The sequence below is a fragment of the Pantoea sp. 18059 genome (genome assembly GCF_902706165.1).
GTDB classification, from domain to species: domain Bacteria; phylum Pseudomonadota; class Gammaproteobacteria; order Enterobacterales; family Enterobacteriaceae; genus Pantoea; species Pantoea agglomerans.
The window spans coordinates 320877-339549 of sequence record NZ_CACSJS010000003.1 but is presented as its reverse complement, the minus strand read 5'-3'; the positions used below and the strand labels follow the sequence as shown (position 1 = coordinate 339549).

Annotated in this window: 15 protein-coding genes and 1 pseudogene; 12 read left to right on the top strand and 4 right to left on the bottom strand. The window is 57.1% G+C overall.

Annotation, left to right across the window (positions count from 1 at the left end):
- Positions 1–296 precede the first annotated feature (296 nt).
- The 5 genes from GVJ63_RS11035 (at position 297) to GVJ63_RS11015 (ending at position 5797) form a co-directional block, all read left to right on the top strand.
- Entirely contained in the window at positions 297–785 is a 489-nt protein-coding gene (locus tag GVJ63_RS11035; protein WP_022624540.1) for a (2Fe-2S)-binding protein, read from the top strand.
- Positions 782–1774 (top strand): xanthine dehydrogenase family protein subunit M, encoded by a 993-nt coding sequence (locus GVJ63_RS11030; RefSeq protein ID WP_124890651.1) that lies wholly within the window; start codon positions 782–784, stop codon positions 1772–1774. The genes GVJ63_RS11035 and GVJ63_RS11030 overlap by 4 nt, the downstream gene beginning before the upstream one ends.
- Positions 1771–4155, top strand: a complete 2385-nt coding sequence (locus GVJ63_RS11025; protein ID WP_124890650.1) for a xanthine dehydrogenase family protein molybdopterin-binding subunit — start codon at positions 1771–1773, stop codon at positions 4153–4155. Before GVJ63_RS11030 ends, GVJ63_RS11025 begins: the two co-directional genes overlap by 4 nt.
- Before the next feature lie 95 nt (positions 4156–4250).
- A complete protein-coding gene (locus tag GVJ63_RS11020; RefSeq protein ID WP_033768802.1) occupies positions 4251–4817 on the top strand; it encodes an NTP transferase domain-containing protein in 567 nt (188 codons plus the stop codon).
- Complete coding sequence (locus GVJ63_RS11015) at positions 4814–5797, top strand: XdhC family protein (protein WP_159226859.1); 984 nt, start codon at positions 4814–4816, stop codon at positions 5795–5797. Before GVJ63_RS11020 ends, GVJ63_RS11015 begins: the two co-directional genes overlap by 4 nt.
- Here GVJ63_RS11015 and GVJ63_RS11010 read toward each other — a convergent pair.
- Positions 5786–6928 carry an ABC transporter substrate-binding protein gene (locus GVJ63_RS11010; protein ID WP_159226858.1) on the bottom strand — a complete coding sequence of 381 codons (1143 nt, stop codon included), beginning with the start codon at positions 6926–6928 and terminating at the stop codon, positions 5786–5788. The genes GVJ63_RS11015 and GVJ63_RS11010 overlap by 12 nt on opposite strands.
- A complete protein-coding gene (locus GVJ63_RS11005) occupies positions 6915–9035 on the bottom strand; it encodes a TonB-dependent siderophore receptor (protein ID WP_159226857.1) in 2121 nt (706 codons plus the stop codon). The genes GVJ63_RS11010 and GVJ63_RS11005 overlap by 14 nt, the downstream gene beginning before the upstream one ends.
- Before the next feature lie 458 nt (positions 9036–9493).
- Here GVJ63_RS11005 and GVJ63_RS11000 point away from each other — a divergent pair, with 458 nt between their 5' ends.
- Positions 9494–10384 carry a MurR/RpiR family transcriptional regulator gene (locus tag GVJ63_RS11000; RefSeq protein ID WP_010670553.1) on the top strand — a complete coding sequence of 297 codons (891 nt, stop codon included), beginning with the start codon at positions 9494–9496 and terminating at the stop codon, positions 10382–10384.
- A gap of 204 nt (positions 10385–10588) precedes the next feature.
- Positions 10589–12562, top strand: a complete 1974-nt coding sequence (locus GVJ63_RS10995; RefSeq protein WP_159226856.1) for an autotransporter outer membrane beta-barrel domain-containing protein — start codon at positions 10589–10591, stop codon at positions 12560–12562.
- 145 nt (positions 12563–12707) lie between these two features.
- On the opposite strand, the gene sfnG is transcribed toward GVJ63_RS10995, so the two are convergent.
- Positions 12708–13793, bottom strand: a complete 1086-nt coding sequence (gene sfnG / locus GVJ63_RS10990) for a dimethylsulfone monooxygenase SfnG (RefSeq protein ID WP_159226855.1) — start codon at positions 13791–13793, stop codon at positions 12708–12710.
- 312 nt (positions 13794–14105) lie between these two features.
- Here sfnG and GVJ63_RS10985 point away from each other — a divergent pair, with 312 nt between their 5' ends.
- The gene (locus GVJ63_RS10985; RefSeq protein ID WP_010670550.1) at positions 14106–14576 is read left to right on the top strand and encodes a GNAT family N-acetyltransferase; all 471 of its coding nucleotides are present in this window, start codon (positions 14106–14108) and stop codon (positions 14574–14576) included.
- A gap of 103 nt (positions 14577–14679) precedes the next feature.
- A complete protein-coding gene (rluF, locus tag GVJ63_RS10980; RefSeq protein WP_022624530.1) occupies positions 14680–15558 on the top strand; it encodes a 23S rRNA pseudouridine(2604) synthase RluF in 879 nt (292 codons plus the stop codon).
- Between the two features lie 58 nt (positions 15559–15616).
- Here rluF and GVJ63_RS10975 read toward each other — a convergent pair whose 3' ends face one another.
- Positions 15617–16675 (bottom strand): SDR family oxidoreductase, encoded by a 1059-nt coding sequence (locus GVJ63_RS10975; RefSeq protein WP_159226854.1) that lies wholly within the window; start codon positions 16673–16675, stop codon positions 15617–15619.
- Positions 16676–16772: 97 nt separating this feature from the next.
- Here GVJ63_RS10975 and GVJ63_RS10970 point away from each other — a divergent pair, with 97 nt between their 5' ends.
- The 3 genes and pseudogenes from GVJ63_RS10970 to GVJ63_RS10965 all read left to right on the top strand — a co-directional run bounded on the left by GVJ63_RS10970 (position 16773) and on the right by GVJ63_RS10965 (position 18643).
- A complete protein-coding gene (locus GVJ63_RS10970; protein ID WP_159226853.1) occupies positions 16773–17684 on the top strand; it encodes a LysR family transcriptional regulator in 912 nt (303 codons plus the stop codon).
- A pseudogene (locus GVJ63_RS22360) lies at positions 17662–17757 on the top strand (transcriptional regulator); the annotation flags it as partial. The gene GVJ63_RS10970 and the pseudogene GVJ63_RS22360, both read left to right, overlap by 23 nt.
- A 214-nt stretch (positions 17758–17971) precedes the next feature.
- Positions 17972–18643 (top strand): hypothetical protein, encoded by a 672-nt coding sequence (locus GVJ63_RS10965; RefSeq protein WP_159226852.1) that lies wholly within the window; start codon positions 17972–17974, stop codon positions 18641–18643.
- Positions 18644–18673: the final 30 nt, after the last annotated feature.

Sequence of the window (18673 nt, the reverse complement as noted above, 5' to 3'; positions counted from 1 at the left end):
GACAGATAAACCCTATGAACGACGGCTATAAAAGCTTTTTTCAATAAAATTAATAAAATCATTTAGATGAGAGTTGTATGAACACATATTTATCCCGATTCAATCTCGCTCCGCCATTCAGATAACACTTACTTTTCCCTGCTTCCCCGCAAAATTGCCAAAAAGCTGCTAAACCTTAAAGCAGAGATACGCGCGTAAAGATTAGGGTTATCACGATTTTCCCCCGATTCGAACCCCGTCAGAAATAAACCTATAAAAAATTACATCTTTTGGCCCCCAACAATGGGAAGCAGACAATGTCGGAAAAAATATCGCTAACAATGCAGGTTAATGGTCAGTCGCAGCAGATGCAGGTCGATCCCCGTGTCACCCTGCTTGATGCGCTGCGTGAGCATCTTAACCTGACCGGCACCAAAAAAGGGTGCGATCAGGGGCAGTGCGGTGCCTGCACGGTACTGATTAATGGCCAGCGGGTGCTGAGTTGCCTGACGCTGGCGGCTCAGGCGGATGGCGCCGAAGTGACCAGCATTGAAGGGCTGGCTTCCACCGAAGGTGAGCTGCACCCGGTGCAGCGCTGCTTTATGGAGAATGACGCCTTCCAGTGCGGCTACTGTACACCGGGTCAGATTATGTCCGCCGTCGCCTGCATCAAAGAGGGCCATGCGGGTTCAGAGGATGAGATCCGTGAGTATATGAGCGGCAACCTTTGCCGTTGTGGAGCATATCCGCACATTGTGGATGCGATTAAACAGGCCGCAGCAGAGATGGCGAAGGAGTCCGCATGAATGAATTCAGCTGGAAAGTCGCGCAGTCGCCTGAGGAAGCCGCAGCCCTGAAACAGCAGTCTGGCAGCCAGTTTCTGGCAGGCGGCACCACACAACTCGACCTGATGAAGTGTGGGGTCTTCACGCCGCCGCAGCTCATCGGCATCACTGGATTGACCGGGCTTAAAAACCTGCAGTTTGACGACGATAAGATCACGGCCGGTGCGCTGGTCACCATGAGCGGCCTGGCGGATCATCCCGCCTGCCAGCAGAACGCGCCAGCCATCTACGGCAGTCTGTGGCAGGCCGCGTCACCGCAGATTCGTAACATGGCCACGCTGGGCGGTAATTTACGCCAGCGTACCCGTTGCGCCTATTACCGCGATCCGGCGACCTTTTCCGCCTGTAACAAACGCAATCCGGGTTCCGGCTGCGCCGCACTGGATGGCGTTAACAGCAATCATGCCATCCTGGGCGCCAGCGACAGCTGCATCGCGGTCTATCCCGGCGATCTGGCGGTGGCGCTGGTGGCGTTTGACGCCATCGTGGTTCTGCAGAATCAGCAGGGCGAAACCCGTCGCATCGTGATTGATGATTTCTTCCTGCTGCCGGGTGATACACCTGATCGTGAGCACGATCTGCGCGATGACGAAATTATTGTGGCCATTGAAGTGCCGCAAACCGAGTCACTGCGACACTCACACTACCTTAAAGTCCGTGACCGCAGCTCTTATGAGTTTGCTGCAGCCAGCGCGGCCGCAGGCTTCACGCTGGAGAACGGCGTGATGCGTCAGGTGCATATTGCGCTGGGCGGCGTCGCCACCAAACCCTGGCGGGTCAGAACGGTGGAGCAGGCGCTGGAGGGACAGCCGTTTAATGAAGAGACGGTCTTCCAGGCGGCAGAACGGATTACTCAGGAGACGCAGGCGCTGACCCACAACGCCTATAAAGTAAAACTGGCGCCGCGTGTGATTGCACGTGCGCTGATGGCAGCAGGAGAAACCGCATGAGTGACGTAAATGACAAAGCACGTCGGGAGTTACTGAAGGCGACGGCGGCGATCTCAGCGGCGGGCAGCCTGGGGCTGAGTATGCAAAGCGCCAGTGCCAGTGATACTGCCACGGCGGAACCAGAAACCACCGATCCGATTGAGGGACTGGGCGCCGGGCGCTCGCGGGGTGACGGCAAAGTAAAAGTCACCGGTGAGGCGCGGTATGCGGTAGAACATCAGCCGGGAAATCCGCTCTATGGCGTGGTGATCCAGTCTACTGTTGCCAGCGGCCGTATCAGCCGGATGTCTACGGAAAAGGCGCAGCAGGCCTCGGGAGTGGTGGCGGTTTATACCCATCTGAATAGCCTGAAGATCAACAAACCTACCGCGATTGCAGACGGCGGCGCGGCACAGTCAACCTATACCCCGATTCAGGACGATGTGATTATTCACAACGGCCAGAACATCGGTCTGGTGGTGGCAGAGACGTTTGAGCAGGCAACTTATGCCGCCTCGCTGGTGGAGATCGACTATGAAACCTCGCCTGCACTGATTTTTGCCACCGATGAGGGTGTCGAACCGAAACCGGTATCGAAACAGGATATCGATATGGGCGATGCACAGGCGGCGATGCAGCAGGCCGAGGTGCGTCTGAGCCAGCGCTATACCACGCCGCGCGAATACAACATGCCGATGGAACCGCACGCCTGTGTCGCTGAGTGGCAGGATGGACGCATGACCGTCTGGGAGCCGAGTCAGTGGGTGGCAGGCGCGCAGGTGGAAATCGCCGAGTGGATGGGCATTGACGTTGAAGATGTGCGGATTATTTCGCCCTATGTCGGCGGGGGATTTGGGTCCAAGCCGGTGCCTTACACCCACGTCGCACTGGCCAGTGTGGCATCACGAGCGCTGAAGCGTCCTATCAAAGTGTCGCTGACCCGACCGCAGACCTTTACCGGTCTGGGCGGACGTCCCGCCACCTCGCAGCAGCTGGAACTGGGTGCCTCGCGTGACGGCAAAATCCAGGCGATTATCCAGCGCAGCTTCAGTGAAACCTCATTAATCGATGTATTTGCTGAGAACTGCAGCAAAGTCACCGCCCGCATGTATGCGGTGGGCAACGTCTCCGCCCAGCATCAGGTCAGGCCGATCAATACCGTGACGCCAGGCTGGATGCGGGCGCCAGGTGAAAACCCCAGCGCCTTTGGCTTGGAAGTGGCGATGGACGAGATGGCCTATGCCCTGAATATCGATCCGCTGGAGTTGCGTCTGCGCAACTGGGCAGACAAAGATTATCAGCTCGATCTGCCGTGGAGTTCGCGTCGCCTGAAAGAAGCCTATCAGAAAGGGGCTGAAGCCTTTGGCTGGGATAAGCGCATTATGACGCCGCGGTCGATGCGCGAAGGGCGTGAATTGATTGGCTGGGGCATGGCCTCTGGCACCTATCCGGTCAACAAACTGCCTGCTGAGGCAAAAATCATCCTGACCCCACAGGGTAAATTTGTGGTGCAGTGCGCCGGTGCGGATATCGGCACCGGGACCTATACCATCCTGGCGCAGACCGCTGCCGACATTCTTGGCGTCGCCTCCACCACCATTGAGGTTCAGCTGGGTGATACTGAGCTGCCGCGTGCCGGTGTCGCAGGTGGATCGCAGCTTGCGGGCAACGTGACCGCGGCGGTGAACGATACCGCCAGACGAATGCGCGACCAGCTGCTGAAACTCGCCAGCGAGCTGCCACAGTCGCCACTGAATGGCACTCCGGCATCTCAGCTCACGCTGAAAGGCGACGGGGTTCAGCATAATCTGCGCAGCGGTCTGGCGGTCTCATTTGCCCGGCTGGCAAGCCTGGCACCGGCGGAGAGTCTGACGGTGAAAGGCGGCACTTTCCCGGACGATCTGTCACAGAGCGAGCGCGACAAGATGGTGCGCAACCTTAATGACATGAGCCGCCCTGAAAAATTCTCGGCCCACAGCTGGAGCGCGCAGTTTGTGGAAGTGCGGGTCGATGAAGATTTCGGCACTATCCGGGTCAAACGGATGGTGGCGGCGCTCGACAGCGGTCGTCTCTACAACCCTAAACTGGCGCGCAGCCAGTGGATTGGCGGCATGATCATGGGCGTCGGTCAGGCGCTGATGGAAGAGGGCATCGTCGATCCACGAAATGGTCGGGTGATCAACAACAACCTGGCGGACTATCTGGTGCCGGTTAACGGTGACATCCCGAGCATTACCACCATCAACGTTGGCGAGCCCGATTTTGAGGCGACCACCATGGGCGGTAAAGCCGTGGGTGAGCTGGGTATCGTGGGCGTGGCGGCAGCGATCAGTAATGCGGTGTTCCATGCCACCGGTAAGCGGGTGCGCGACTTACCTATTACTCTCGATAAGATTATCTGAGCCTGTTCCTGACCTGCTGCCAGCAGGTCGATGTGAGGATATGCGGGCGCGGGCTGAAACCTGCGCCCGTTTTTCACGCTTAGCGGAGAGAAAGAGTGAAGATAGCGTTGATTGTGCTGGCCGCCGGGCTGAGTCGCCGTTTTCGCCAGCAGGCGGGTGAGCATAAGCTGCTGGCCGATCTGAATGGCAAACCGGTGCTGCAACGCACGCTGGAGCAGGCCGCTGCCAGTGGTCTTGACCTGTTTGTGGTCACGCGCCCGGACGCCGCTGCGCTTAAGGCGCTCTGCTCGCAGGCTACCCTGGTGCTGTGTGACAGCGGCGGGCTGGGCGAATCAATCGCCGCAGGTGTCAAAGCCAGCCGTGACTATGACGGCTGGCTGATTGCGCTGGGCGATATGCCGTTTGTCACGCCTGAAAGTTACCGCGCCGTCAGCGCCGCGCTGGCGGACGCGCCGATCGTCAGGCCGTGGATTGACGGCAGGCCGGGCCATCCGGTTGGCTTTCAGCACCCCTGCTATCCGATGCTGAGCACGCTACAGGGCGATGCCGGGCCGCAGGCGGCGGTGAAGTCACTCGCCGTCCGGCTGCCGCTTCAGGATCGCGGCTGTTTGTGTGATATCGATCTCCCTGCTGATCTGCAGTTAATAAAGGAATTTTCATGATTACGCTGGATCAACGTGTGATTAATGCGGCACTGAGCAGCTGCCAGGCGGGTCAGCAGGTCTGGCTCTGCACGGTGCTGCGCACCTATGGATCTTCGCCGCGCGCGCCTGGCACCCTGATGACGGTCAACGAAACGGGTGCTTACTGCGGATCGCTGTCGGGCGGCTGCATTGAAGAGGACTTTCTGGCGCAACTGGCGGCAGGAGCCTATCGCGCCAGCAGTCAGCGGGTGCGGTACGGTGAAGGCGGAATGCGTCCTGACGTCAGCCTGCCGTGCGGCGGCAGCCTGGAGATCGTCATTGAGTTTCTGCCGCCCGATGATGCCACGCTGGCGCTGCTGACGGCCATGCAGCGCGCGCTGAGCGGACAGCAGCCGATGGTGAAAATGATACGACCCGGCGAACGTGCGCAGTGGGAAGTGCTCGCCCCTGACAGGGTGTTGCCTGCGCTGGATGCCAGTGAACAGCAGATGTTACTGCCGGTTGGTGCGATACCGGAACTGCTGATCGCGGGCTACTCGACTGTGGCATATGAGTGCATCCGGCTCGGGCAGATGCTGGGATTTCACGTGCGGGTCTGTGAGCACCGACCGGAGATGCTGACGGAGCTGGAGAGCCACTTCAGCGCTACGGACAACGTGACGCTGGTGTCACAGCATCCGGCGCGCTGGCTGGAGCTGAACGGCGCGCATGCAGCGGTGGCGATTGTGGCACTGACCCACGATCCCCGCATTGATGACCTGACGATGATGGAGGCGATCGCGACACCCGCGTTCTATATCGGCATCATGGGCTCAGCGAAAAATAGCGAGAAACGACGGGCGCGACTACAACAGATCGCCGGCATGGATCGTGCCGAACTGGACCGCATCCATGCGCCCATCGGCCTGCCTATCGGCAGCAAAACCCCGGCGGAGATTGCGCTGTCGGTGATGGCCGATATCGTCCGGGTGAAAAATCGCGGGCTGTCAGCCGCCTGAGTCCGACGTCGCCTCCGGTGCGAGCCGGTAGAGGTAGCTGCCCGAATAGGGGATCGGCAGGAAATCATGGAACAGCTGCCGCAATGTCTGTTCAGGATCGACATCGCGGAACAGTTGCGGATAGAGCGTGGTGGCGAAGAATTCTGTCGCTACCACGTGCCACGGACTGAGGTAAAAGTTGTGCCAGATTGCCCCGGCATGACCGTCCCGCAATGCCGTCAGCTGCTTCAGCGCATTCTGCTGACCGGTCAGCGCCAGCAGGCTCTGCCGGGTCTGCGCTGTTGTGACGGCGGGGCCGAGTTTTAAGGCTCCCGCTTCATCGGCGCTGCCGGTGCCGGTGGCGAAGTAAAAGTCGGGCTGTGCCGCAATCACACTCTCCTCACTCAGCCGTCCGAACACGCCTTTGATCTGCTGACTGGCAATGTTGTCGCCCCCGGCAAAGCGCAGCAGCTCACCCAGGTTGCCATTCACCGACGTCACGCAGCATTCACTGCGCCGCCCGAGATGCAGCTGCAAAAGAACTTTAGGTTTAGCTCCGTGATAGTCCGCCAGTCGGCTCTCAATGCGCTGCATGTGGCTGCGGTAAAAGCGATTGAAGTCAGCAGCCCGCTGGGGCTGATTCAGCACCTCGCCCAGCAGGGTCATGCTGCGCTCGGTATTTTTCAGCAGCTCAACCCGCAGATCGATCTTCACCACCGGGATATGCGCCGCGCTGAGCATCTTCTCCAGCACTGCTCCGCTTTCACTGCCGCGCGCCAGCTGCGGCAGGATCACCAGGTCCGGTTTCAGTGCGATCACCTGTTCGGGATTCATGTCATTGACGCCATCCAGACCCAGTACCGGAATTTCCTCCATCTGCGGAAACTTACTGGCAAAAATCTGCCAGGTCTGGGGATCAAACTTTTTCAGATCCTGTGGCCAGCCAGCGATATGCTGCAGCGGATTGCCGGGCGTCAGCAGCGCGACGCTGTAGAGCATCCGGCTTTCACCCAGCACAATACGCTGCGGATGGTCGGGTATCTCTACCTTACGGCCGGTGATGTCGGTCAGCGTGCGGGCGTGTGCGCCAGCGCTGACCAGTATCACGCTAAGTATTAATAACGCACAGCGCAGCGATTTAAAATTCAACACGGGCCTGTACCATCAGATTGCGGGTTTCACCTTCACGGACGCGCAGGTTGCCGCCGCTTGAACTGTAATAGTGCTGGTTAAACAGGTTATTGATGTTCAGACGCAGCTGCGTTTTTTCACCGAACAGGCGGTTGTTCCATGCCACGAAACTGTCTGCCACCACATAGTCGGGCAGGGTGAAACTGTTATCGGGATCGCCTGCACGGCTGCCGACATAGCGTGCACCGCCGCCGAGCCGGAACGAGCCGGGCAGGCTGCTGATTTGCATCTCATGACTGAGATAGAGCGCACCGGCATGGCGCGGCGCATTCTGCAGACGATTGCCATTGTTATCCGGATTAACCCGGTCATTAACGATCTCTGCCTGATCATAGCTGTAGTTCGCGCTCAAATCCCAGCCGGGTGCAATTTCGCCGTTCAGCTCAAACTCAGCGCCGGTCGATCGGGCTTTATCAATGGCCCGCGTGCTGCCATTAATATTCAGCGACATCGCTTTTTCGTCTATCCGATAGAGCGCGACGGTGGCGAACAGTTTCGGCGAGAGTTGCCATTTACTGCCAACCTCCCAACTGGTGCCCTGTTCCGGTTTGCCGACATTGCCCTCATCATCCACGTCGGTTGACGGGGTGAACGACTTACTGACGCTGGTGTAGAAAGAGAGATCAGGTGTGAGTTTGTAGATCACCCCCGCCTGCGGCAGAAACTTATTACCCTCATCATTCAGGGTTTCCACCTGCGGATTAAAGCCGCGTGAGGCGCGCTGTTCATAATGCTGATAACGACCGCCCAGCACCACAATCCAGTCGGGTGATAGAGAAATGCTGTCTTTGGCGTAGAGTGACCGGCTATGAATGCGGTTCAGGTTATTGGCGGCTGCGCTATTTTCCGTGCTGGCGTCCGTGACCGGTGACAGCAAGTCATATTCAGGCGTGAAATAGTTGAACTGGCGGTTGACCTTGCCCTGATACTGATGGGCACGATAAGTCTGGTTCATCTCATAGTCGGTGCCCACCACCAGCGCGTGCTGCATACCCAGAATTTCGGGATTACCCAGCAGATCCCAGCTCAGATATTTGGTTTTGTGGTTAAACCCGCGATTGGCATCGGCGCGACGTGTGACCACGCCGCTGCTGGCGTTCACCGCCGTCACGCGCACTTCATTGTTGTCATAGCGCCGCTGGTTCCAGCCCAGGGTTAACCGGGTGCGCCACTCATCATTAAACTGCCAGTCATAATGAGCATTCAGGGTTTTGTTATGGCCCCAGGCGTGATTGGCTTTGTCATCCAGCCGATCTTTATAACCGATGTCGATCGGCTTGCCGTCGATAAAGGCCGTGCCGCGATCGTAGGGAATGTCATAGCGGTAATCGGCATAGCTGATCAGAAAACTTGCCTGCTCGCCATACCATTGCAGAGAGGGTGCCAGCAGTGTGTGCTCTTCACTGCCAAAGTTGCGCCAGTAATCCTGATTCTGCTTTTCGGCGATCAGCCGGAAGGCGAAGCCGTTGCCCAGCGGGCCGGTGACATCCAGCGTGCCCGCACCGCCACCTTCACTGGCGTAACGTCCGCTGACGCTGGAGTGCCAGCTGTATTGCGGCTTTTTGCTGACCACATTGATAATGCCGCCCGGATTCTGAATGCCATACAGCAGCGAGGAGGAGCCTTTCAGCACCTCAACCCGCTCGGTCGTGGCATCGAAATTCAATCCCTGACTGCTGCGAATGCCATCCCGGTAGATGGAGCCATCGGCGTTGCTGCCAAATCCGCGTCGTACAAAGCCATCTTCGGTGCCAGCCAGCGTGTTCGCTTCGGTCACACCGCTGACGAAGCGCATCGCATCCGCCAGTGAGCTTGCCTGGTAATCGTCCAGTTGCTGCTGCGTGACCACGCTGACCGACTGCGCCTCATCGATCCGCGCGGTCGGCATTTTACTGGCGACGCTACTCTGAGTGGCGCTGTAATTTCCCTCTGAACTGGCATCCGCGGTCACGGTCATATCCGGGGCGCTGTCGGTTGCTGCATTAACCTGTGGCAGCATGATGCTGCTGCAGATCGCCACGACCAGAGCGGGGTGCCGGGCCGGATATCGTGAGTCTTTGTTTTTCATTTTTCTTTTCGTATCTGAAGCAAAGGACCTGACGACTGACAATCTGTCTGTCTTGCAGGTCTACCCTGGAGGTGTTCTGCAATATGCAGCGTTTAAACAGAGGAGATCAGTATCAGGCCTTCAAGGTCATTATGCCGGCCGGACGACAACCTTTCTCATCTGTAATTGAGAATCATTCAAACATCCGCTATTGTAGTAGTAAACATAATTTGAATAGAATTGGCTACATTATTGCCGTGTCGTTTATCGCTGCAAAAAGATTGGCTGGAATTTTTAGCCTATTGAAAATAATGAATATATTTTTATATGAAGGTGAGGGGTTTGGTTAAATCCACATCTTCTTCAGGTGAAATATAAAACAGCATGACGTTTTACTACATCTCCCGGCCCTTAAACTCTCCATTTAGCCAGACCAGCGATGAGCCTTTTAACACGTTAACCCCAATTGCAGGTGCAGCATGAAACAGAGCAGGCCCGTTAAAAACAGAGTGGATGTGGTGGCAGAACGTCTTCGCGCTCGTGAAAAGCAGCTTTCACCCCGCCTGCTGGCGGTGGCGCGCTATATCGATCAACAGCGGGAAACGGTGCTGGAGAGCACCGCGATGGAGATCGCTGTGGCGAATCACACCTCTGATGCCACTGTAATCCGCGCGATTCAGGCGCTGGGCTTTAGCGGACTGCGTGACCTCAAACAGACACTAAAGGCCTGGTTTGGTCCTTCGCTGACCTCTGAAGATAAGATGATCACCACCGTCAGCGAGGTGACCAGTGATGTGAACAGCGCCATCGACTTTGTGCTGGAGGGCCACCGGCACGCCTGTGAGGTGCTGTCGCAGCCGCAGAATCGGGTGGCGGTAGCGGATAGCGTGGCGCTGCTGGGCGAAGCGCGGCAGGTCGCTATTTTTGGCATCAACGCCTCAGGTATTCTGGCGGACTACAGCGTGCGGCTGCTGAATCGTATCGGTCTGCCCGCCTTTTCCCTTAACCGTGCCGGAATTGCGCTGGCAGAGCAGATGCTGGCGCTACAGCGTGGCGACGTGCTGATCATGATGGCGCAGCAGTCGGCGCATCGGGAAGGGACAACCGTGGTGCGTGAAGCGAAGCGGCTGGATATACCGATCATTCTGCTGACCAACGCCACCGACTCCTTTTTCGCCCGCGAGGCGGATGTCGTAATCAATGTGCCGCGCGGCGGCGAGAAGGGACGCATTCCCCTGCACGGCACGATTATGGTCTGTCTGGAGATGCTGATCCTGTCCGTTGCCTCAACGCTGCCACAGCGCACCGTTAAGACGATGAAACGTTTACAGGATCTTAATCGCGGCCTGAAGCCCGCCAGCAAAAAGTAGCCAGTGTAACGACGCCGTGGTGGGTTCCCGGTATTTCACCTGAACCGGCACGGCTGATCTTTAAGTCAAATTTCTCCGCTTTGCGAGCGCGATCCCGTATTTTCTGCTACCCCTTTCCTCAGCCGTCTACGCTTACAGCTTGCTGCGCCAGCCGGTGCGGTTCTTACTCATACTGACTTTCATTTGATTTGTGCGGAGCTGCTGATGAAACACCTTCACGCGCAATACCTTTTCTGCTGTGCCACCCTGAGCCTGCTGTCGCCGCTCCCTGCGATGGCCTGGAGCGACCTTACCGTCTTTGGCGATAGCCTGAGTGATGGCGGGAACGTCGGGCGCTTTACCTATGATGGCGCGACCCATCCGCTCTATGACGAGATCGTAGCGCAGTCGCTGGGTGATAACCTGCGCCCTTCATCGCAGGGCGGAAGCAACTATGCCGAAGGTGGCGCAGTTGCGGTACCTGCAATTAATCCCCTGTTTAACACTCAGGATCAGCTTGATAACTACCTTGCGGCGCGAGGCGGACGAGCTGATTCGGACGGTCTCTATATTCACTGGATTGGCGGCAATGATTTAGCGGCGGCGGCTCTTGCCCCCCTCGCTGCCCGGCAGATAGTGGATAACAGCGCCAGTGCAGCGGCCTCACAGGTCAGCCGGTTGCTGGATGCCGGAGCCGGAACGGTGATTGTTCCGACGGTACCTAATGTAGGGGCAACGCCCGCCCTGCTGCAGGCTATTCTGCAGGTGCCTGGTCCAGCGGCACAACCTGCCACGGCGGCGCTGTTTCAGTCGCTGAGCACCACCACTACGCCTGACCGTGCCGCAAGAGAGCAGGCGATTGAAACCGCGCTTGGCGAGGCGGCCGGACAAATCTCTTCAATTCCGCTGATCCGGGATGCCATTGCACAGCAGCTGATTGCCGCCTGGCAGTTACTGAGTCAGGAGGCGGCTGCCCTCACCGACCGTTACAACCAGGCTGAAGAGCAGGGGCTGGTGACCGCACGCGGGAACATCGCACGAGTGGATATCAATGGCCTGTTTAATGAGGTGATCGATAATCCGGGCCTGTATGGACTCACGAATACGGCCGGAATGGCCTGTCCGCCAGGTGTCTCGGCGATGGACTGCACCTCCTCGACGACAGGATTTTCGCAGTCACAGCAGTATCTGTTTGCAGACAGACTGCATCCCAGCCCGGCGGTCCATGCGCTGATCGCCGATTACATTCAGTCGGTGCTGAATGCGCCGCTGCAGGTAGCTGCACTGAGTCAGGCGCCGTCGATGCTGGTGGGCGATGCGCGCAATACGCTGGATGGACATCTGCAGCAGCAGCGTCAGCAGCCCGCCAGTGCTGGCGAGTTTACTGTTTTCGGCGGTTATGCCGGGCAGCAGCGTGATTTCCGCGGCGACAGCCTGCAGGATGGCGATGCGACCAGCGCCAGCGGCACCGTGGGTGTGGGCTATCAGCTGACCGATCACTGGCAGGCCGGTGCCATGCTCTCTACGACCTCGCAACGTCAGGATCCCTCGTCGCGCTTTGATTACCGTTTACGCGGCAATCTGGTGGCACTCTGGAGTCAGTTGAATTATCTCGATCGGGGATGGATTAATGCGGACGCCCATTATGCCGACCTCGACTTTGATGATATTGAGCGTCAGATCAGGCTGGGACCGGCGACCCGCACGGAAAAGGGCAACAGCAATGGTAAGGTGCTGGGAATGCGGCTGCAGACCGGCTGGGATTTGCCGCTGGGTAGCTATGTTTCTACTGGCCCGGTGGCCAGCTATGCGCTCGACTACACCCAGGTCGATGGCTATAAAGAGGAGGGCAACAGCAGCACCTCAATGCGCTTTGGCGACCAGACGCTGCACTCTCAAATCGGCGCAGTGGGCTGGCGTATCGACAGCAAAGATTTGCTGATCAATCCCTGGGCGCAGGTCAGCTACAATCACCAGTTTGGTGACAGCGATTCGGCGGTGACCGCCGGACTGAAATCGACCCGCACCGCCTTTACCCGCAGCAGCGATTCCAGTGATGATAACTGGATCGATATGGCGGTGGGTGCGAGCGTGCCGCTTGGCACCTCGGTGAATGCCTTTGCGGGCGTCTCGGCGGTAACAGGCAACAGCGACATGCATCAGGTGACATGGAACGTCGGGCTTAACGCCCGCTTTTAACGGATCTGCTTTGCGGAGTGAAAAGCCCTGCAGACGTTGTCCGTCGCTCTCATAATGATAGCGGCGGGCGACGTTGCAGCAGATCTGAGCGTTCATCACACCCCGGATGCAGTCGGGTATAACTCTCTTCTGTGGCGTACCTTTTTCACGCTTCGATCAAAGCCTGCGCCTCCAGTTCGCGGACCCGCGGTATCACTTCGCGGCCAAAGAATTCGACCTCTTCATGAAAGTGCAGAAATGCCAGCAGCAGCAGATCCACACCGGCCTGCTTCAGTTCGATAATGCGTTCAGCAATCTGCTGCGGTGTGCCAATCAGATTGGTTTTAAAGCCGTCGTTGTACTGCACCAGATCCTCAAACGACGATTTCGCCCAGTTCCCCTCTCCTTCGGGTGAGGCACTGCCAGCATTTTTGACCTCATGCTGAAAGCCTTTTACCGCATCCGGGTTGGCTTTGCTGATGATCTCATGAAGCACCGCCTGCGCCTGCTGTTCGCTCTCGCGGGCAATCACAAAACCGTTCAGCCCGATTCTGACCTGATGCTGATTACGTCCGGCTTTTTCACGGATATCCGCGACCTGCAGACGGACACCGTCCGGGGTATTACCGTTGGTAAAATACCAGTCTGACACCCGGGCGGCCATGTCGCGCGCCGCGCGTGAACTGCCACCTTGGAAAATTTCCGGGAGCGGTGACAACGGCTTGGGTTTCATCACGTAATCGCGGAAGCGATAAAAATCGCCGGCAAAGCTAAAACTCTCTTTACGCCAGATGCCGCGCAGGCAGCGAATAAACTCTTCTGAACGCAGATAGCGCTCTTCATGATCGAGCCAGGGTTCACCAATTGCCTTGAACTCGCCCCGGAACCAGCCGCTGACAATATTAACGGCGATGCGTGGACCATAAAGATGGCTGATAGTGGCAATCTGCTTTGCCGCCAATACCGGATTCCACGGGCCGGGAAGCAGAGCGGCAATCACTTTTAATTTCGAGGTGTGACTAAGTAAATCCTGCGAGAATGTGACCGATTCATGCTGATTATCTGCGCCATATCCTGCAGTAAAGCGAATCTGCGTCAGCGCGTAATCAAAACCCGCCTGTTCAGCGATCTGCGCCAGTTTGCGGTTGTATTCGGCATCCCAGCGGGTACGCTGCTCTATCTGACTGATCACCAGTCCGCCCGAGACATTCGGCACCCAGTAGGCGAACTGTAAAGGTTGGTTCAGTGACATGGTTTTCTCCTGGCATATAGCTGGATTAATGGAACAGTTAAATCTTCCAAACTTTCAGATATAAAAGAAAAGACCAAGCAGTAACCATGCCAGAGATTAAATAATTGAAGTTAAAGGATTAAAATCCAGTTTTGCATAAGCGAGCTGTTGCAAATGCAGCAACACAGAAACAGCACGGTTGCTGATGCAGCAGCGCTTCATGACCGCGCGTAACTGCGGCGAGGCCAGGGGCATCTGAACCCGGCGGTATTCGCAGATAGCCGCAAAGCGATGTGATAACGTAGCGGTTCTGTTGCAGAGCCGGAGGGCACTATGATTGTCAGACAGGCATCGCCCGAAGAGGCGCACCATTTATGGAACATCAGAAATCTGGCCATCCGTCATGGCTGCCAGCATGCTTATCCACCCGACGTGCTCGCCGCCTGGACGCCAGACCGCATGCCCGCCAGCTTTCCCGCAATGATCCGCATGAATCCCTTCTTCGTGATTGATGGTCCGGACGACGTACCGGTTGCTATGGGATCGCTGGACCTTGCCGCCGCCAGCGTGGAAGCCATTTTTACCCTGCCTGGGTTCACCGGACAGGGAATGGCGGGCCTAATCATCAACACCATCAAAGCGGAGGCGCTGCAGCGTGGCTACCGCCGGTTGACGCTCGCGTCGACGCCGAACGCCGTGGGTTTTTACCAGCAGCATGGCTTCCGGCCGCTGGGCGAAAGTTTCTATCCGTCAAAGCTGGCGGGCAGCGATTTGCGCTGTACTGAGATGGCGATTGATCTGTGAATGCCCGCTGCCGTCAGGCTGGCAAAGCAGAGAAAAAGTTTCCGGTGCAAAGACTTCGCAAGCCTCCGCCGGTAAGGTATAGTCCGCGTCTTTTGGAGGAATCATGCTGACTGACTCATCAACTCGTCTTAATAAATACATCAGCGAGAGCGGCATCTGCTCCCGTCGTGACGCCGATCGTTACATCGAGCAGGGCAACGTTTTCATTAACGGCAAACGCGCCACTGTAGGCGCGCAGGTATTTGCAGGCGATGTGGTGAAGGTCAATGGTCAGCTTATCGAGCCGCGCGATGAAGACGATCTGGTGCTGATTGCCCTGAATAAGCCGGTGGGGATTATCACCACCATGGAAGAGGGCGAGCGCGATAACATCAGCGATTTCGTCAATCACAGCAAGCGCGTCTTCCCGATTGGCCGACTCGACAAAGATTCTCAGGGCCTGATTTTCCTGACCAACCACGGTGATCTGGTCAACAAGATCCTGCGGGCCGGTAACAACCACGAAAAAGAGTATGTCGTTACGGTCGACAAGCCGATCACCGATGAATTTATTGCCGGAATGAGCGCAGGCGTGCCGATGCTGGGCACGGTGACCAAAAAGTGCAAAGTGAAGAAAGAAGCGCCGTTTGTCTTCCGCATCACGCTGGTCCAGGGGCTGAATCGCCAGATCCGCCGTATGTGTAAGCATTTTGGCTTTGAAGTGACCAAGCTTGAGCGCACCCGCATCATGAACGTCAATCTCAAGGGATTGCCGCTGGGGGAGTGGCGCGATCTCACTGACGACGAACTCGTTGAGCTGTTTAAACTGCTGGAGAACTCCTCTTCAGAAGATAAACCAGCGAAGAAAGCTAAAGCTCCGGCGAAACCGGCCGCCGCTAAAAAACCGCAGAAGAGTGCGTCGAAACCCGCTGAAAAAGCGGATGCTAACGGTGCCTCACGCAAGCGCTTTGTCCAGCCGGGACGTAAGAAGAAAGGGCGCTAATAATGGCCCGATGCAGAGAGCGACTTTCCTGCTCTCTGCATCGGTAATCAGCGGATCATCACGGAATGATCCGGGCCGCCCGGAAGCGGGCAAACAGATCGCAGAACATCTTATCCGTTGCGCGATAACCGTGGAATCCCGCCCGCCGCAGCTTGCTGCCGTCGCCAAACATGTCGTAATCCCAGCCAAAAACAAAATCAGCGAAGACACCATCACTGAGCGCCAGAATATCGGGCTGGATCAGCGCGTCGGCAGCGGCGATTTCCCGCCACAGCGTACGATAATCCTGAAATAGTTGCCGGAACGACAGCGAAACCGGCGGCGCGATCTCCAGTTCAAACCACGCTGCAATGACCGGCCACAGTTCACTCCAGCGCCAGAGATCGCCGTTGTTGATATTAAACGCCTGATTGCGTGCGTCAGAAGTGCGTGCGGCCCAGATCGTCGCGTCGGCCAGCAGAGTGGCATCGGTAAAATCGACCATACTGTGCCAGGTTTCCGGCGAACCGGGAAAGCGTAAGGGCAGCCGCGCCGCGCGACAGATTGAAGCGTACAGCGCCAGACTCAGCGCCAGGTTCATGCTGTTGCCCGGCCTGTCACTGCCGACCACACCGGGCCGCAGCGCACTCCAGTGCCAGGCTTTACCTTGCTGTTGTGCGCTCAGCCAGTTCAGCTGCGCGGCGTTAAACTCAGCACCCGGTACGCCAGGATCGCTTTCCCGCGCCGGCGTTTTAAAGCGTCCGAGATGGGCGCCATACACCTTGTATCCCTGCATCAGACTGACATGCTCAAGTGGGGCGACATCCTCCATGGTCTGAACCAGATTCTGCAGCATGGCAAGATTCGGCCCGACCATGGTTCCCCAGTCAGAAGCGTTCAGCCAGGCGCTGTAAAAGATATGCGTGACGTCGGTGAGTGATGCCAGCCGTTGCTGGCACTGCTGGCTATCGCGCAGATCAACCGCAATCACCTCTGTGCCGCTGACTGCATAGTCTGACCGATGCGTCAGTGCTTTGACCTGCCAGTGGTCTGCTACCAGTGCCTGACTCAGTTGCTGACCGACAATCCCGCTGGCACCCGCCACCAGCGCAACCTTCTTATCCTGCGTCGTTTTCATGATCATTGCCCTGTTAAGAGAGAAGCTGCATTCTCACCTGCGTTTATTTCTGATTAAATCCCCTGAACCGGATGTCACTTATCAGGAAAATCAATAAATGCAGAACAAACTGAATGCGATTCAGACCTTCATCCGTGTGGCAGAAGCGGGATCTTTTTCGGCTGCGGCCCGGCAAAACGGCATGAAGCAGTCGGCAGTAAGCCAGCAGATCGCCGCGCTTGAAGAGGCGCTGGGGGTCGTGTTGCTGCACCGCACCACACGAAAAATGGCGCTGACGGAGCAGGGTCAGCATTATCTGCAGCAGGTCAGGCAGCTGCTCAGCGCGATGGAAGAGCTGGAGCAGCAACTACGGCCTGAATCGCAGCCTCTGCACGGCAAACTCTATATGCAACTGCCGAGCGGCATCGGGCAGCGGCTTATGCCGCATCTGATTGCATTCCAGCAGGCGCATCCCGCGCTGCGTCTGAATATTGCGCTGGAGGATCGCCTGTCGGATCTCATTGGTGAAGGCGTTGATGTGGCAATCCGCCTCAGCGAATCGCCGCCCGCTACACTGGCTGCCCGTTCACTCACCACGGTTGAAACCGTGCTGGTGGCTTCCCCTGAGTGGATAGCGCGAAAAGGCACGCCGCAAACTCCCAGTGACCTGCAGCACCATCCTCACATACGTTTTAGCGGCGTATCGCCCGATGCGCCGCTGCAGCTGGTGTCCGCGACCACGAGGGTGTCTGTGCCGGTGGAAAGTGCTTTTCGCTCTAACAACAGTGATGCATTGATGCAGGCCCTTGAAGCGGGGCTGGGGATCGGTGGGTTACAAACACTTATCGGCGCAGACGCGCTGGCATCCGGCCGACTGGTGCGGGTTTTACCGGACTGGCGGCTTCCCGATCGCTATCTTTATGCTGTTTTCCCCGATGCCCGCTTTATCCCGGATAAAGCGCGGAAGCTGGTCACGCACTTAAGTGAGGTGCTGGTGGGGTTGCAGGGAACAGGGCAGGGCCAGACCTAACGCCCAGGCAGTTTTACTGATCCGCATGGTGCAGCAGAACTCAGAAACGCTGAAGACGCTCGCGAAGCTCTGACAGGCCAGCCCGTATGGCTGGCATCCTGTTTCATTATCGATGCCTCCGGTTTCCCCTCGCTGACGAATTTAAAACGCTAACCCCTCTCCCCAATCCGATAGTCCGTTCCACGCCACCCGCCAGATTTTAATGGGGGTCACATTCAGACCAACGACACTTTTCACCCTGATCAGGGCGTGGCAGGATAAGCGCAATCTATCAAGGAGTGTGCCTGATGTTACTGAAAGGTATGAACGATCCGCTGCTGAAAGCGTATCAGCATCCCAAATCACGGATGATGATCAGCCGTTTCAGGGGGCTGGCGGGGGATCGAAGACTCAGTGACTGGCAGGCGTTCTGTATTCTGGTCACCGGCTTTACCAACTACTGGTATGTGCATGCAGGTCACTACACCATTAATGTCACACTGACTAAAACCCGCCAGTTCGACTTCCTGCAGGACTTTCTGCATTTCACGGTTACGCTGGATGGGTTAATTGGTGATGAACATTTTCGTAGTCCGGACTTTGTGCTGCCCCATTACGATGTGCCCTACGAATTCTGTCGCTGGCGTAACAAGCGCGGCTATGATGCGTTAACTACTTATGTCAGTAAGCAGGGTGTGAAATCCCATAAAGGGATATTTGTCGCCTCTGAAGGGGCTTCCCCGGAAGAGCAGGTGATGAAATGGGAAGGTGTGGTCAACGTCTATGACAAAACCTTTTTTAGCGTGACTAACTTCAGCACCACCCAGGAATTTCTGATCAAAGACATCAGTAGAACCATACAGGAAGGATTGCTGAAGCACCTGAGTTTTTACCGCGATCTGTTTCACTATATCTTCCCCACACCGGCGGAGGCGCGGTTGCAGGCGCGCGATGACAGGCGCTATCTGGCTAAAAGATAGCGCTCGGGCATCTTCAGATCAGGTCAATGG

Bases quoted from the DNA above. Each gene is read 5' to 3' on its own strand.
- GVJ63_RS11035 (WP_022624540.1), top strand. From the start codon at position 297: ATGTCGGAAAAAATATCGCTAACAATGCAGGTTAATGGTCAGTCGCAG.
- GVJ63_RS11030 (WP_124890651.1), top strand. From the start codon at position 782: ATGAATGAATTCAGCTGGAAAGTCGCGCAGTCGCCTGAGGAAGCCGCA.
- GVJ63_RS11025 (WP_124890650.1), top strand. From the start codon at position 1,771: ATGAGTGACGTAAATGACAAAGCACGTCGGGAGTTACTGAAGGCGACG.
- GVJ63_RS11015 (WP_159226859.1), top strand. From the start codon at position 4,814: ATGATTACGCTGGATCAACGTGTGATTAATGCGGCACTGAGCAGCTGC.
- GVJ63_RS11005 (WP_159226857.1), bottom strand. From the start codon at position 9,035: ATGAAAAACAAAGACTCACGATATCCGGCCCGGCACCCCGCTCTGGTC.
- GVJ63_RS11000 (WP_010670553.1), top strand. From the start codon at position 9,494: ATGAAACAGAGCAGGCCCGTTAAAAACAGAGTGGATGTGGTGGCAGAA.
- GVJ63_RS10995 (WP_159226856.1), top strand. From the start codon at position 10,589: ATGAAACACCTTCACGCGCAATACCTTTTCTGCTGTGCCACCCTGAGC.
- sfnG (WP_159226855.1), bottom strand. From the start codon at position 13,793: ATGTCACTGAACCAACCTTTACAGTTCGCCTACTGGGTGCCGAATGTC.
- GVJ63_RS10985 (WP_010670550.1), top strand. From the start codon at position 14,106: ATGATTGTCAGACAGGCATCGCCCGAAGAGGCGCACCATTTATGGAAC.
- rluF (WP_022624530.1), top strand. From the start codon at position 14,680: ATGCTGACTGACTCATCAACTCGTCTTAATAAATACATCAGCGAGAGC.
- GVJ63_RS10975 (WP_159226854.1), bottom strand. From the start codon at position 16,675: ATGAAAACGACGCAGGATAAGAAGGTTGCGCTGGTGGCGGGTGCCAGC.
- GVJ63_RS10970 (WP_159226853.1), top strand. From the start codon at position 16,773: ATGCAGAACAAACTGAATGCGATTCAGACCTTCATCCGTGTGGCAGAA.
- GVJ63_RS10965 (WP_159226852.1), top strand. From the start codon at position 17,972: ATGTTACTGAAAGGTATGAACGATCCGCTGCTGAAAGCGTATCAGCAT.